At 62.3% G+C, this 14470-nt stretch carries 13 protein-coding genes; 4 read left to right on the forward strand and 9 right to left on the reverse strand.

Annotated features, from left to right (window positions below; all coding sequences use genetic code 11):
* Positions 1–23 precede the first annotated feature (23 nt).
* Positions 24–2174, reverse strand: coding sequence for an ATP-dependent Clp protease ATP-binding subunit (locus HCR76_RS13240; RefSeq protein WP_166991326.1), 2151 nt, complete (start codon positions 2172–2174; stop codon positions 24–26).
* A 169-nt stretch (positions 2175–2343) separates the two neighbouring features.
* Between HCR76_RS13240 and HCR76_RS13245 the strand changes: the two genes are divergently transcribed.
* On the forward strand, positions 2344–2841 hold the full coding sequence (locus HCR76_RS13245; protein ID WP_166991329.1) for a mycothiol transferase: 498 nt from the start codon (positions 2344–2346) through the stop codon (positions 2839–2841).
* A 4-nt stretch (positions 2842–2845) separates the two neighbouring features.
* Here the strand turns inward: HCR76_RS13245 and HCR76_RS13250 are convergent, their stop codons facing one another.
* The 7 genes from HCR76_RS13250 to HCR76_RS13275 all read right to left on the reverse strand — a co-directional run bounded on the left by HCR76_RS13250 (position 2846) and on the right by HCR76_RS13275 (position 11258).
* Positions 2846–3451, reverse strand: coding sequence for a response regulator transcription factor (locus HCR76_RS13250; protein ID WP_166991332.1), 606 nt, complete (start codon positions 3449–3451; stop codon positions 2846–2848).
* Positions 3448–4572, reverse strand: coding sequence for a sensor histidine kinase (locus tag HCR76_RS17480; protein WP_166991335.1), 1125 nt, complete (start codon positions 4570–4572; stop codon positions 3448–3450). Before HCR76_RS17480 ends, HCR76_RS13250 begins: the two co-directional genes overlap by 4 nt.
* 22 nt (positions 4573–4594) lie before the next feature.
* On the reverse strand, positions 4595–5041 hold the full coding sequence (locus HCR76_RS13255; protein WP_166991338.1) for a DUF6069 family protein: 447 nt from the start codon (positions 5039–5041) through the stop codon (positions 4595–4597).
* 186 nt (positions 5042–5227) lie between these two features.
* The gene (locus tag HCR76_RS13260) at positions 5228–6694 is read right to left on the reverse strand and encodes an HNH endonuclease signature motif containing protein (protein WP_166991341.1); all 1467 of its coding nucleotides are present in this window, start codon (positions 6692–6694) and stop codon (positions 5228–5230) included.
* A 115-nt stretch (positions 6695–6809) separates the two neighbouring features.
* Positions 6810–8462: an MFS transporter gene (locus tag HCR76_RS13265; RefSeq protein WP_166991344.1), complete on the reverse strand. Its 1653-nt coding sequence runs from the start codon at positions 8460–8462 to the stop codon at positions 6810–6812.
* A gap of 147 nt (positions 8463–8609) precedes the next feature.
* The gene (locus HCR76_RS13270) at positions 8610–9998 is read right to left on the reverse strand and encodes an LLM class flavin-dependent oxidoreductase (RefSeq protein ID WP_166991347.1); all 1389 of its coding nucleotides are present in this window, start codon (positions 9996–9998) and stop codon (positions 8610–8612) included.
* A gap of 84 nt (positions 9999–10082) precedes the next feature.
* Positions 10083–11258: a glycosyltransferase gene (locus tag HCR76_RS13275; RefSeq protein ID WP_328821963.1), complete on the reverse strand. Its 1176-nt coding sequence runs from the start codon at positions 11256–11258 to the stop codon at positions 10083–10085.
* 67 nt (positions 11259–11325) lie between these two features.
* Here HCR76_RS13275 and HCR76_RS13280 point away from each other — a divergent pair, with 67 nt between their 5' ends.
* Both HCR76_RS13280 and HCR76_RS13285 read left to right on the forward strand, forming a co-directional pair.
* Positions 11326–11556, forward strand: a complete 231-nt coding sequence (locus HCR76_RS13280; protein WP_166991353.1) for a DUF4143 domain-containing protein — start codon at positions 11326–11328, stop codon at positions 11554–11556.
* Between the two features lie 156 nt (positions 11557–11712).
* Positions 11713–12531: a MerR family transcriptional regulator gene (locus HCR76_RS13285; RefSeq protein ID WP_166991357.1), complete on the forward strand. Its 819-nt coding sequence runs from the start codon at positions 11713–11715 to the stop codon at positions 12529–12531.
* Here HCR76_RS13285 and HCR76_RS13290 read toward each other — a convergent pair whose 3' ends face one another.
* Positions 12532–13557: a glutathione S-transferase family protein gene (locus HCR76_RS13290; protein ID WP_166991359.1), complete on the reverse strand. Its 1026-nt coding sequence runs from the start codon at positions 13555–13557 to the stop codon at positions 12532–12534.
* Between the two features lie 170 nt (positions 13558–13727).
* Between HCR76_RS13290 and HCR76_RS13295 the strand changes: the two genes are divergently transcribed.
* Positions 13728–14432 (forward strand): alpha/beta hydrolase, encoded by a 705-nt coding sequence (locus HCR76_RS13295; RefSeq protein WP_166991362.1) that lies wholly within the window; start codon positions 13728–13730, stop codon positions 14430–14432.
* The last annotated feature ends 38 nt before the right edge of the window (positions 14433–14470 follow it).

The raw sequence follows: 14470 nt of genomic DNA on the forward strand, positions 1-14470 counted from the left end.
CGGGGGAAGCGGCCGAATCGCGATCAGACCGAGGCGACCGTGAGATGATCACCAGCGGAGTCAAAGTCGACCCGCACCGTATCTCCGTCGTGAATCTCGCCGCCGAGGAGCGCCGTAGCCAGACGATCGTCGATCTCTTTCTGCATCAACCGGCGAAGCGGGCGAGCTCCGTAAATCGGATCGTAGCCGCGATCCGCGAGCCACGACCGTGCATCGGGCGTGACGGCGAGCTCGAGGCGTCGTTCGACAAGCCGTCGCTGCAGTCTGTCGATGTAGAGCTCGACGATCTCGCCCAGCTCCTCCTGCGTGAGCGCGGAGAAGACGACGATGTCGTCAAGCCGATTGACGAACTCGGGTTTGAAGGCCTGCCGCACGAGTTCATGCACCGACCGCTCTTTCTCATCCCACGACAGAGTCTGGTCGATAAGAAACTGCGATCCCAGGTTTGACGTGAGAATCAAGATGGTGTTGCGAAAGTCGACGGTGCGGCCCTGACCGTCGGTCAGCCGTCCATCATCGAGCACCTGAAGCAGCACATCGAATACCTCGGGGTGGGCCTTCTCAATTTCATCGAGCAGGATCACCGAGTAGGGGCGCCGGCGCACCGCCTCGGTGAGCTGACCGCCCTGTTCATACCCGACGTACCCGGGAGGTGCGCCGACCAAGCGCGACACAGTGTGCTTCTCGCCGTACTCCGACATGTCGATGCGCACCATGGCTTTCTCATTGTCGAAGAGAAACTCAGCGAGAGCCTTTGCCAGCTCGGTCTTTCCGACGCCCGTAGGGCCAAGGAACATAAACGAGCCGGTCGGGCGATTCGGGTCTGAGATACCCGCTCGACTGCGGCGAACAGCATCCGCCACAGCAGTCACTGCTGGCTTCTGACCGATCAGTCGCTTGCCCAGCTCTGACTCGAGGTGTAGAAGCTTCTCGGTCTCGCCCTGAAGAAGTCGACCGACGGGAATGCCGGTCCAGGCAGCAATGACCGCGGCGATGTCGTCGTCTGTCACCTGCTCATTCACCATGCGCGGCTCGTCAGGCTCGCTCTCGTTCTCGGCCTGCTCGAGCTGCTCGGTGAGCTGCTTGATCGTTGTGTACTCGAGCTTCGAGGCTTCGGCGTAGTTCGCCTCGCGCATCGCTTTGTCACGCGAGGTCTTTGCCTCGTCAAGCTTCTTCTTGAGGTCTCCGACTTTGTTGAGTCCCGTCCGCTCGCGTTCCCATCTCGCCTGAAGATGCGACAGTTCCTCCTGGTTGACCGAGAGCTCCTCGCGCAGCTTGGCGAGTCGCTCTTTTGAGGCCTCGTCTTTCTCCTTCTTGAGGGCGAGCTCCTCGATCTTCATGCGGTCAACCTGTCGTTTGAGTTCGTCAATCTCAACCGGCGACGAGTCGATCTCCATCTTGAGGCGGCTCATCGCCTCGTCGATCAAGTCGATCGCCTTATCGGGAAGCTGACGCGATGTGATGTAGCGATTGCTGAGCGATGCCGCCGCCACGAGAGCAGCATCGGTGATCGTCACTCCGTGATGCGCTTCATAGCGTCCCTTCAGCCCACGCAGAATCGCGATGCTGTCTTCAACGCTGGGCTCCCCCACGTACACCTGCTGAAAGCGCCGTTCGAGTGCGGCATCCTTCTCGATATATTCGCGGTACTCGTCGAGGGTCGTCGCGCCGATGAGGTGCAACTCACCGCGTGCCAGCATGGGCTTGAGCATGTTGGATGCCGCGACGGAACCTTCTCCGCCGCCTGCTCCCATCAGCAGATGAAGCTCGTCGACGAAGGTGATGATCTCGCCTTCGGCGTCGTTGATCTCTTTCAGAACACCCTTGAGGCGCTCTTCGAACTGACCTCGGTACATTGCTCCGGCGACGAGCGCCGAGATGTCGAGTGAGACAAGCTGCTTGTCCTTGAGCGACTCGGGAACGTCACCGGCGACGATGCGCTGGGCGAGCCCTTCGACGACGGCCGTCTTGCCGACTCCGGGTTCTCCGATGAGTACCGGGTTGTTCTTGGTGCGACGCGTCAGTACCTGGCTGACTCGACGAATCTCGGCATCTCGACCGATCACCGGGTCGAGTTTGCCCGCTCGAGCAATTTCGGTGAGATTGACGCCGAACTGCTCAAGTGCGCTCTTGGCGTCCTCCTGCGTGGAGGGCGCACCTTGCATGTTTGCCATGTGTGTCCTTCCTGCCTGCGCACATCACTGGTGCATATGAATCAATACTGGAATCAATACTGGAATCAAAACTTGAGTCGTTGATACTCAAGTTTACAACGTGTCTGTCTCCGACACCAGTTCAGGGACCCTCTTTGGAAGATTTTCCGCTGACCCGTAATGTGTGGGCATGACAACCCCGGCAGATGCAGCACTGCTTGCACGACTCGAAAGTCAACGTCAACATGTACTCGGCATCGTCGAGGGGCTCGACGACGAGGCAATGGGAAAACGTGTGCTGCCCAGTGGGTGGTCGATCACGTCGATGCTGCATCACCTGACCCTCGATGACGAACGGTTCTGGTTCGGAGGCACCGTTGCCGGCGACCGGGCTGTCATCGACTGGGTCGGGTCTGGCGGCGACGGGTGGAACGTGCCTGGGCATCTCACCGGCTCGCAGGCTATCGCCCTCTACACAGACGCGATCGAGCGCTCAAACGCCATCCTCGCATCCGCATCCTTCGACGCTCCGCCCGCCTGGTGGCCCGCTGACCTCTTCGGCGAATACCGACTCGCCACAGTGCGCGACGTCGTGCTGCACGTGCTCACCGAGACAGCCACCCACGCGGGTCATCTCGATGCAGTTCGCGAGATCATCGACGGGCGGCAATGGCTCGTCTTCGAGTAGTAGGTCACACCCAGCCGTTTCGCCGTGCCAGCTGAAGAGCCTCTGCGCGGTTGCGTGCCCCGAGCTTGCCGATCGCAGCAGACAGGTAATTGCGCACCGTCGCTGGTGACAGATGCAGCTGCGCGGCGATCTCAGAAATCGGGATGCCGCCGTCACTCGTGCCGAGTACGTCAACCTCGCGATCGCTCAGCGGGTTCTCCCCCGCGCTGAGCGCCTGAGCCGCGAGCAGCTGGTCAATGATCGTCTCGCCCGCGACGACCCGCCTGATGGATGCGGCAAGCTCCTCAACCGGGTTGTCTTTGACGAGGAACCCACGCGCGCCGGCATCCATCGCTCGACGCAGATACCCCGCACGTCCAAACGTCGTGACGACGATGACAGCTGTGTCCGGGTTCTCACGCCGCACGTCGGAAATCGCGTCAAGGCCGGACTTCCCCGGCATCTCGATGTCGAGAAGTGCGACGTCGGGCGTGTGCTCCCGGATTGCGAGGGCGATCTCATCGCCGCGCCCGACACCGGCGACAACGCTCAGGTCTTCTTCCAGCTCGAGCAGGGTGGTCAGCGCCGACCGCATCATTGTCTGGTCTTCAGCGATCACTATCGAAATCACGTGGTGCTCCCTTCTGTCGGAACGCTCACCGTCAGAGTGAACCCTCTGGCATCGGATGCGATGTCGAGGGTACCGCCTGCGCGCGATGCGCGTTCGCGCATTCCGCGAATGCCCGAACCCCATTCGGCGGCGACGGCACCATGACCGTTGTCTGCGATCTCAATCGTGTCGCCCGCGTCATCGGATGTGATGCGCACAGTGCACCGGGTGGCGTGTGAGTGTCGCAGAACGTTTGTAGTCGCCTCGCGCACCACCCAGGCGAAAAGCGAGTCCACCTTCGGTGACAATGAGGGCGTCGGGCTCGATGTTTCCGCGCTCACCTCAGCATCCGTCATCGCTTCGATTGCGCCGGCCAGTTCGTGTTCAAGCTGCAGCTCGCGATAGCCCGCGACGGTCTGGCGAACGTCGGCAAGCGCGGTGCGCCCGACGTCTTCAATGCCACGTGCGTGGATCACGACAGCATCAGAGTCGGATGCCGCGAGGCGACGAATCGCCTCAGCCTTCACCACGATCACCGACAGCGTGTGCCCCAGCAGGTCGTGCAGGTCGCGGGAGAAGCGTTGCCGCTCTTCTGCGACCGCGAGTCCGGCGAGCCGCCGCCTGGTCGCGCGCAGGTCGGACACTGTGTCGATGAGGTAGCGAATGAGGTAGGTGCTCATTCCCGCCATCACGCTCGCAAAGCCGAAGAGCAATGCGCTCGAGAGTGACAGTGACTCGAATCCCTCGGTGACAGCTCCACTGATTGACAGCGCCATCACAACGCCGGGGGCGTAGCGAAAACGAATAGCCGTGGCTGCCGCGATCGCGAGTAGCGGATACAGAAAACTCTGTCCCGATCCCGAAATCACGAATTGCAGAACAACCAAGACGGTCAGAACGATAACCGCTACTTCTCCGTACCACCGCGGAACATCGCGGTACGAAAGCACAACAGTCAGGATGTACCAGGCGGCAATCACGACGTAAGCGATTAGTTCGACGGCGCGCCCCGACGTTGCACTCGTCACCACGGGCGCGATCAACAGAATGGGCAGCCATACGAGCGCAAACCAGGGGCTGCGCTTCATGAGTGCTCCAACCGCCCAATCGTCGCACTCTGCTGTCATGTTTCGGTCGGTCATCAGTGTTCTCCCTGAGTTCACGTTACGCGTTCGTCTGCTGAGTGAGGCCATGCCGGGCAGAGAGACGCAGCCCAACAATGAGCGCGATGCCCACGACGACATGCATGATCTCCAGAACTCCCAGCACGGGGCCGCTCGCGCCCGAGAGCGCAGGCCCGCCGAGGGACAGCGCAAGCACAACAGCTCCGATGGCCGTCCACGCGTTCAGCCCGGTGCGGCTGCGTGCCATGAACGCCCGCAGTCCCCACGCAGCCAACCCGGCAAGTACAACGGATGTCGCGATGGCTGCCGGCCCGACGGTCGTCCCCGCCTGAGGCACGACGAGCTCGATGCCCGCGAGAGGAACGGCAATTGCCCACACGAGCTCAGCGGCAAGTGCGGCGATGATGATGGTCAGGATGCTGGTGAGCGAACGCCGTGCGTTACGGTTGCGTTTTGTCGCCCGACCAGTCGTCTGTGTTGCAGTCATGGTGTTTCCCTTCGTCACTGTCGACGATAGGAATTGCACGGGTCGTGGAGGCAGAGAGCGATATCCCGACATTTGCAGGACAAATGTCACAGAGCTTCATCTCGCGCAGTAACCGCAGAGCACACTCCATGTAGCGCTTCGAGTACTTTGACTCGTGCGTGGTGTTCCCTCGGGGCCGCCGCGTACTCAGGTGCGCGGCCTGGTATCTCGGCCAGGGCCCGGCGGGTCGCGGCCGTCGTCTGGCGAGCTGTCCCCGGGTTTGCGCCGCCTGCCGAGATACCGTCGGTTGACGTACCAGTCTGGTGGAACGAGTCTCGGTTGCCCTGTGTTGTCGCGGGTGAGGGACCATTCGCCGCGTTCAACCAGACGGTGATGAAACCAACACAGCATGACACCGTTCGTGGTGTCGGTTTTGCCGTCTTTTGCCCACCCGTGTACGTGGTGTGCTTCACAGAGCCAGGCGGGGATGTCACAGTCGGCAGCAACACACGTGCCGCCGTCGCGTGCGATGAGGGCGAGGCGTTGCTTCGGGGTGAACTCTCGTTTGGCGTACCCGAGGTTCAACACGTCACCGTGCTCATCGATACGCACCTGTCGGGTGTCGCCGTCGCATCGCATCTGTTTCACAAACGACATGGGTAACGGTGCTGGTGTGCCCGGTGACCAGGCAGCACCCGTACCCGTTTCGAGGTCGTGATCTTTCACGGTGACGAGCACGGTGGGTCCTCTGCCGTGGAGTTTCGGTGCGGACTTCTGTTTCCCGGTGCCGCCGATGATCGCTGTGAACACGTCGGCACGTTCCTGCTGCCTCGACCGTGCTTCCGGTTCCTGGCCGTGGGCGGCTAACTCTTCGGTCTCCATGAACTTCGGGCTGGTGCGTTTGGACATGAATGCGTCAAACACGGGTGTCACCTGTGCTGCCTGTTCCGGGGAGAGAGTGCCGGTGATTTTCATGCTGCCATCATCCCGATGACGAAACAGCAGAGCGCGTGCTTGATGGAGTTCTTCCGCTGTGGGTTCCACACCATCCGGATCCAACGCAACACAAAACATGCGTGCCTGCTGCCGCAGAGCATCCGCCGACACCGGCACCTCACCGTATGCACCGGTGGCGTTACCCAACAGTGTGCTCTCGGCCCACTCTGCTTGTTCCGGTGCCACCCGAGACAGTACCGGCGCCAACGCCGACGTGATCACCTCGGCAACATCCAAACCGATCGTGCCCTCAGCAAGCGCCGCAGCCGTCTGGGTGAAGACCGGATCCAACGGCAACCCCGTGTCAGACACCCGCGGTGTGGTCTGTTCGGCGACTTTCGCGTACCGGTGCGCTGTGGAGTTCTTCACCCCCGTCACCTTCTCAAACAATGCCGTCGGGGACGACGATCCGTGACGGGCAGCCACACCATCAAACCCCGCATCCGTATCCGAGCGCCGGGCAATGTCTCCGACGTTGGAGATTTGGCGGCCCTCGACAATGCGGGCGATGTTTCCCAGAAGACCGACATAGGTCAGCAGCGTGTTGGAGGTAAGAGTGGCCGGGTCAACATCGGCGAGCTTCGCAACGGCCGCCACTGCTACTTCCGCGGCACGCACAGCAGCAGCATCCGGACCCTCCACAGGCTCGAATCCCGGTATCGCCGCTGTGTTCTGCATGACCACAGTCTTCCAGCAGCCACCGACATTCCTACCGACACAAACCCCCGATCACACCACCATTGTGGACAACTCGCAAAACTTTCTACCTGTGGACGACAAAGCGAGAAGAAGCTCAATCCTCGATACCAGCGTTGGGGGTCGAGTCATCACGCGAGCGACGCAGCCCCGTCGAGGCGATCGCGCCGAGAGCGAGGAAGATCCCCGCGGCACCGAGCGAGATGCGGGTGGCATCCGCCATGCCCGTGGACAGCGCTTCCACGACATCCGGTGCCGCATCCCCGAGCTTGCCGTGTGTCCCCTGCTCGCGCAGTGGCTCGATCGTGCCGCCCGCTGCATTGACCGTGGCATCGGTAATCGCCGTCGCGTGGTGCGACGGGAGTCCCTCGACGGCGTCCAACTGCCCCGGAATCACTCCGGCGAGCGACGCCGCAAGCACCGTGCCGATCACGGCGGTGCCCAACGCCGACCCCACCTGCCGCACTGTGCTTTGAGTCGCAGAGCCCTGCCCCGACTCGCCAACCGGAATGTCCGCGAGCACCGTTCCCGTGAGCTGCGCCGACGCGAGCCCCAGACCAAGCCCGTAGACGACGAGCACCGCGGCGAGAAGCCATAGCGAAACGGATGCCGTCACCACGAAGACCAGTGCAATGACGGCGATCGTCTCGAGCACGAGCCCGATCAGCACGGTTGTCGGTGCCGAGAAGCGGGCCGCCAGGTGGCGCGCCTGGGCGCCGGCGACAAACGCGCCGAGCCCCATCGCGGCGAGCGCGAGCCCTGCTTGAAGCGTGCTGACGCCGAGCGCATTGACAATGAACAGGGGCAGTGCGAAAAGCAGACCAAACTCCCCAATCGCGACGCAGAGGGCGACGAGGTTTCCCCAGCGAAACGTGCGCACACGGAACAGACTGAGATCGAGAATCGCCGAACGAGCCAACCTCGCACGGCGCAGCTCCCAGCGAACGAACCCGACGAGGGACGCCGAGCCAAGCAGCAGCGCGAGAGGAACCGCAGAGATCGCGGCATCCGTTCCCCAGGTCCACGAGAAGATCGTGAGCTCAGACGTCGGCGTCCACCACCCGAGAGACTCCCCTTCGATGAGCCCAAAGACGAGCAGCCCAAAGCCGGCGACGCTGAGCAGAAGACCACCGACATCGAGACCGGGAATCTCGATCTTTTCACGCGATTCGTCAACGGTGAGCAGAACCCCGACGATGAGCAGCACTCCGAGTGGAGCGTTGACAATGAAGATCCATTGCCATGTGAACGACGTGGTGATCCAACCGCCAACAAGCGGCCCGAGCGCTGCCATGCCCGAGATCACGGCGCCCCACACACCAAATGCAATGGCGCGATCTTTACCGCGGAACGTGGCGTTGACGCTAGAGAGCGTCGTCGGCAGAATCAGTGCGCCACCAACGCCTTGCACTACTCTCGCGGCAATCAACGTACCCGCCGAGGAGGCCAGGGCTGCAATAGCACTGCCCGCGACGAAGATGACAATGCCGATGATCAGAAGTCGGCGTCGGCCAAACCGGTCGCCAAGCCGGCCCGTCGTCAACAGCAGCGCGGCGAACACGACGGAATAGATGCCGTTCACCCACTGCGCCTCGCTCACATCGAGGCCGAGATCGGCAATGAGCGTCGGAAGAGCAACGCCGACGATCGTGCCGTCGAGCACGATCATCGACAGCGATGCCGCAAGCATTCCCAGGCCGATCCAACGACGTTTGCCCGTGCTCGTCTGCTGCGTGCTGACCGATGACATCGGTGCTTCTTTCTGCCGGAGACAACCCGGCACACTCAGAGACTACGCATCTGAAATCGTCCTGGCATCGACCGAAAGTTTTATCACTCGCCCGAACGGCATGGATGCTGTCGAGCGCAGCGCCCGACAGCATCCATGTGAGTAGTTTCAGGCCCCCTGCGAGACCCGATTGCGGTAGCTGTACTGAGCGGCACGGTGCTCCGGGGACACACGATCGCCCTTCTCCTGCAGCTTGTTGCGCAGAGTTCCGGGCGTGTAGTCCGTCTGATAGGCGCCGCGTGACTGCAAAACGGGAATCACGTGCTCAACGATGTCTTCGAACGTGCCGGGCGTCACCGCGTATGCCAGGTTGAAGCCGTCGACGTCTGAATGCTCCGCAATCTCCTGGAGCTGGTCAGCGATCTCTTCGCCGCTTCCCACAATGTACGGCCCGAGCCCACCGATCGCGCCTTGCTTTGCAATGTCGCCGACCGTCCACACAGTGCCGTCGTCGGCACCGCGCTGAACATTGGCGACGGCGGACTGGATGGCGTTGCTCTTGACGTTGCCCACGGGCTCGTCGAGCGAGTACTTCGACAGGTCGACGCCCATCCAGCCCGAAAGGAAGACTGCTGCGCCCTCGGGGCTCGCATAGCTGAGATAATCGTCAAGTTTCGCCTGGGCCTTCTCCGGCGTGGAGTCCGTGATCACCGTGATAAGCGCGTAAATGCGCGCGTCATAGCGGCCGCGGCCCGCTGCCTCGAGGCCATCCCGAATGCGCGTGACTGTCTCTTTCAGTCCATCTTTCGTCGAGTTGGCGATGAAGATAGCCTCGGCGTTCTCCGCAGCGAATTTCACGCCGCGCGGCGACGCGCCAGCCTGGTAGATCACGGGCGTTCGCTGCGGGCTTGGCTCAGAGATGTGGATGCCGGGAACTGTGAAGTTCTTTCCCTCATGCCCGATCTCGTGCACCTTGCTCGGGTCCGTGAACACTCCCGACTCACGGTCGAACTGCACGGCGTCGTCTTCCCACGAGCCTTCCCACAGCTTGTAGAGCACCTCGAGGTACTCATCGGCGTAGTCGTAACGGTCGTCGTGCTCCATCTGGTCGTCGTGTCCCATGTTGCGGGCCGCGCTGGGGAGGTATCCCGTCACGACGTTCCAGCCGACGCGACCCTTCGTGAGATGATCGAGCGTCGTCAGGCGGCGCGCAAACGGGTACGGGTGCTCGTAGGCAGTGCCCGCCGTCACGCCGAAGCCGAGGTTCTCTGTGACGGCGGCCATTGCCGACACCAGCAGAAGCGGATCGTTCACGGGCACCTGCGCTCCGTGTTTGATCGCTCCCTCGTTGCTCGAGCCATACACATCGTAGGTGCCGAGCACATCGGCGATGAACAGCCCGTCAAACTTGCCGCGCTCCAGCAGCTGCGCGAGACGAGTCCAGTACTCGATCGTGTTGTAGTCACGCGACCGGTCATCCGGATGCCGCCACAGCCCAGAGGACTGGTGTGCGACGCAGTTCATGTCGAAGGCGTTGAAGCGAATCTGGCGAGTCATTCACCAAGGATGCGCCGTCGAGCGGCATCCGTCACGTTGGCCGTTTCACATTTCGTCACAGTTCTCGCGCGAGCACTGTCTGAATCAGGCGGTGACGCGCTCATAGATCTCGATCATGCGCGCTGTCTGAGCGCTCTGGCGCAGCGTTTCGGCCGCACTGGGAGAGGGACGACTGAGCTCACCGGATGCTGTGGAGTCGACGACCCGTGTGATTGTCGCTGCGAGCGCGTCGATCGAATCGTTCTCTGGCTCGGCATAGACGCCCTCGGGAAGCTCCGCCGCGATCTGCGGGTCGCACACAATCGACGTCGTTCCGAGCGCCGCCGCCTCGAAAACCGTCATGCCCTGAGTCTCGAAACCGATGGAGGTCTGCGCGAGTGCATCGGCGTTGGCGATCGCCGCGAGTGCATCCCGATAGGGGACCTTTCCGACAAAGACGACGCGGTCTCGCAGCTTGTGCTTCGCCACGAACTCTCTCGCCTTCGAGAGCAGGAGTCCCTGACCGTAGAGCCGCACCTCGGCGTTGACTCCGGATCGCTTGACCGCCTGAAGAAACTCGAGAATGCGCTTCTCGTGACTCATGCGCCCCATCCACACGAGGCTGGGGCGAGGCTTCTTCGCATCACGGTCGAGGCCGGCAAGTACATCGTCAATCACGTCGTCGTCTGCACCCGTGCGCACAACGTCGATCTCTTGCGCGACACCTTTCGTGCGAAGAAGCGCCGCGAAGTGGTTGCTGGGCGCCGTGACAGCATCCGCCCTCAGGGCAAGCTCGTTGAGGTACCGCCACGCGTCAGGGCGAAGCAGCGACATCTGGCCGCCGAGCGAACGCCCCTCGAGACTCAGCAGCATCTTCGTCGCGAGTTTCGGAAACGGCACGGTCTTGCGCAGGCCAAACTCCATGTTGTTGTGAAACGTGAGCACAACGGGAATGCCGTGGCGCCGCGCGAAACGCAGCCCGATGACAGCGCCCCAGAAATCGCCTTGGATGTGCACCACGTCGACGGGGCCGCGGCGCGCCATCTCGGCGTCAAGTGTGCGATCGCTTCTGCGGCCGGGGCGCGTCAACGCGTATTCGCGGTCAAACGTGATGGGAAACGACGGAAGCTCGACATAGCAGGGGTCGCGCGGATGCTCCCTGTGCATGCCCGGGGCCACGATCGTCACCTGATGGCCGGCCTTCTCAAGAAACTTCTTCTGCAGCCGAATCGAAACCTGCGCACCGCCGAGCGACTCAGGATGCTGGTCGGTCGCGATCATGATGTGCATTGTCTGCCCACAATACCGGGCGTCCTTTTGCAGTGGCAGTGAGGTTCGCGCAGAGCGTGTGCGTCGGACATCGTTCTCGACGAGAAGATCGGGACGCGTCATCGCCATAGACGTCAAGGCCTCGGCAACGGCATGTGCCGAAGATTTCCGTGGGCTCACGCATCTTCGCGATCGACTCGGCGAGGACGTGATCGCGGGTTACGTTCTCTATACCGGACAGGAAACGCTGCCTTTCGGCCCCACATTTCGAGCGGCCCCCATCAGCGCGCTGTGGGAGCTGCGTCCATGAGGTTGCGTCGCGCGTTCGCATCGACCACCACACGAGCAGACGACTGCTCCTCGAACCTGTACGCTCAGGGCATTCGCGTGATCTTCTTGACCTTGCCCCTTGGGCACAGTCGAGAGTGTCGATGCGGCACTTGCCGCACGAGGTTACGGAGGAGCGATGGACGAGTTGACGGCCGGGGAATTCCGGCATCGCACTAGGCTGAGCGCGAAGATGCTCAGACTCTACGCCGATGCCGATTTGCTCACGCCGGCGCGCATCGATCCGTTCAACCAGTATCGCTATTACGACGAGAGTCAGATTCCACTCGCACGATTGATCGTCCTGTTGCGAGGACTCAAGATGCCGCTCGCGGACATCGGGAGGCTCCTCGAAGCTCATGACGACCAGCGTCCGGGCATCGTCGACGCGTACTGGCAGCGGGTCGAGTCCGAGCACGCGACAACGCGCGCTCTCGCGAACTACGTGATCTCGCAATTCGATCCCGAAAGGACACCGACAATGTCAGTGCACACGAGAACAGTGAACGAGACCACGTACGTCACCGAAAAGAAGACAGTGCGGCCGGAGCAGATTCCGTCGTTCATTGAAGAATCAGGACATCGGCTTTTCACTGTCGCCAGCCGGTTCGGCGGCCCCGCCGGTGCGCTGACGACCATCTACAACCAGGAGGTGAACGACGAGTCCTCTGGCGAGATCGAGAATGCGGTGCCAGTCGCCGGCGCTATCTCAGAATCCGATGTCTCCGCACCAGTCTCGGTGCTGACCGAACCAGCCGGCGAGCACGCCTACACACGCATCTCAAAGGCGCAGGTGCGATTTCCGCAGATCCTGCAGGCGTACGACGAAGTGTTCGCATGGCTGGAGAAACAGAGCCTCACCCCGACGGGGCGACCACGTGAGGTCTACTTCGCCGACTGGGCTGAGATCGGCCCCGATGACCCGGCGTGCGACATCGCCGTTCCATTCACCCGGTAACTAGGCGGATCGCAGTTTCGGCACGCCCTCACTTTCGCGCGACGGGGGTGGGGGCGTGCCGTCTCCAAAGGGGCGACCGCCGAGTTCTTCACGCCCATGTGGGGTGAGCCACACGGTCTCGTCTGGCCCGAGCGGCACGATGCCGCTCGGGTTGATGTCACGGTGAACGATGTAATAGTGCGCTTTGCTCTGCGCGAAGTCGATCGTGTCGCCAAATCCGGGAGTCTGGAAGAGATCGCGCGCATACGCCCAGAGCACGGGCATCTCGGCAAGTTTCGACCGATTGCACTTGAAGTGCCCGTGGTACACGGCGTCGAAGCGCGCGAGCGTTGTGAACAGCCGCACATCGGCCTCGGTGATGCTGTCACCCACAAGAAAGCGCTGCCGTTCGAGGCGCTCGCTCAGCCAGTCGAGACGATCGAAGAGTGTGTTGAATGCGCGTTCGTACGCCTTCTGAGATCCGGCGAAACCCGCCTTGTACACACCATTATTGACGTCGTGATAGACGATTTCGCTCACCTCGTCGATCTCGCTCCGCAGTGCATCGGGATAGAGATCCGGCGCACCGTCGCGGTGGAAGGCGCTCCACTCCGTCTCGAAGTCGAGAGTGATCTGAGGGAAGTTATTGGTGACAACGGCCCCGGTGGGAACGTCGACGATTGCCGGCACCGTGATGCCGCGCGGGTAGTCGCTGAAGCGCGTGAAGTAGGCCTGTTGCAACCGCTCGATCCCGAGCACGGGGTCGACCCCGCCCGGGTCGAGGTCGAACGTCCAGCTGCGCTGATCGTGTGTCGGCCCAGGCAGGCCGAGCGAAATCGCGTCTTCGAGCCCGAGCAGGCGCCGCACAATGATCGTGCGGTTCGCCCAGGGGCACGCACGCGCAGCGATCAGCCGGTAGCGTTCCGCTTCAACGGGCCAGCCATCACGCCCATCTCGGGTAATCCGATCTTCAATGTAGTTCGTGTCGCGATCGTAGGGCTGCCCCGGCTCTACGTAGCGCCCGTCAGCATCCGTCGATTCAGCCATGTCTCGACCATACGTCGCAATTGAACGTCCGGCGCTGCTCTGAGCAGATTGATCCCCATCGAACAGGAGCGCCCCGTACGGTTGACGTGGCACGTGCGAGGCACGCAGAGCTTCGCTCCCGGCATTACCCATGCCTATCCGCACACGCTCAATCACAGAAGGAACGCATTATGGAATTGATCTTCGTTCACGGAGCGCTTGTGCGAGACGGGCAATGGTGGTGGCAGCCGACTGCCGAGCTTCTGCAGAAACGCACGGGGGTCCAGAGTCGCTCGGTTGCGTTGCCCTCGTGCGGTGAGACCTCTCTCGACGAACTTTCCGGCGGCCTCGCTGCAGACGCCGCGGCGCTTCGCCGTGAGCTCGACAATGTGAATTCGGCGATCGTCGTCGGGCATTCCTACGGCGGCACGGTCATCGCCGAAGCCGGCCATCATGACGCCGTCGAGCACCTGCTCTACGTGTCGTCGTATCTTCCTGATGCCGGAACGTCGCAGGGCGCGATCATGAGCGGTGAGAGCGATCCCGTCTCGATCGGCGACAACGGCGACGGCACGCTGAGCGTCTCTGGCTACGACGCTGCGTCGTTCGGAGCCCGCTTCCTTCACGACGCCGACGACGAAACTCAGCGCCGGGGGTGGGACAGAGTGACTGCGCAGTCCGCCGGGGCCTTCATGACGCCGACCAGTGCTGCCGGCTGGCAGGGGGTCGATTCGACGTACATCGTCTGCGAGCACGACCACAGCACATCCGTCGAACTGCAACGGTTCCACGCCGACCGGGCGACACGCTCATTCGAGGTGCCGACCGGTCACCACCCGTTCATCACTCGTCCCGACCTGATCGTCGAACAGCTGGAGGCGCTTCTTCAGCAGTGACCACCAGGTGGCCGTCGGTCGCAGAAACCGACGTGAGG

The sequence above is a fragment of the Paramicrobacterium chengjingii genome (assembly GCF_011751765.2).
In the GTDB taxonomy this organism is placed as follows: Bacteria; Actinomycetota; Actinomycetes; order Actinomycetales; family Microbacteriaceae; genus Paramicrobacterium; species Paramicrobacterium chengjingii.

Bases quoted from the DNA above. Each gene is read 5' to 3' on its own strand.
- HCR76_RS13270 (WP_166991347.1), bottom strand. From the start codon at position 9,998: ATGACTCGCCAGATTCGCTTCAACGCCTTCGACATGAACTGCGTCGCA.
- HCR76_RS13290 (WP_166991359.1), bottom strand. From the start codon at position 13,557: ATGGCTGAATCGACGGATGCTGACGGGCGCTACGTAGAGCCGGGGCAG.
- HCR76_RS13275 (WP_328821963.1), bottom strand. From the start codon at position 11,258: ATGATCGCGACCGACCAGCATCCTGAGTCGCTCGGCGGTGCGCAGGTT.
- HCR76_RS13255 (WP_166991338.1), bottom strand. From the start codon at position 5,041: ATGACTGCAACACAGACGACTGGTCGGGCGACAAAACGCAACCGTAAC.
- HCR76_RS13295 (WP_166991362.1), top strand. From the start codon at position 13,728: ATGGAATTGATCTTCGTTCACGGAGCGCTTGTGCGAGACGGGCAATGG.
- HCR76_RS17480 (WP_166991335.1), bottom strand. From the start codon at position 4,572: ATGACCGACCGAAACATGACAGCAGAGTGCGACGATTGGGCGGTTGGA.
- HCR76_RS13285 (WP_166991357.1), top strand. From the start codon at position 11,713: ATGGACGAGTTGACGGCCGGGGAATTCCGGCATCGCACTAGGCTGAGC.
- HCR76_RS13260 (WP_166991341.1), bottom strand. From the start codon at position 6,694: ATGCAGAACACAGCGGCGATACCGGGATTCGAGCCTGTGGAGGGTCCG.
- HCR76_RS13240 (WP_166991326.1), bottom strand. From the start codon at position 2,174: ATGGCAAACATGCAAGGTGCGCCCTCCACGCAGGAGGACGCCAAGAGC.
- HCR76_RS13265 (WP_166991344.1), bottom strand. From the start codon at position 8,462: ATGTCATCGGTCAGCACGCAGCAGACGAGCACGGGCAAACGTCGTTGG.
- HCR76_RS13245 (WP_166991329.1), top strand. From the start codon at position 2,344: ATGACAACCCCGGCAGATGCAGCACTGCTTGCACGACTCGAAAGTCAA.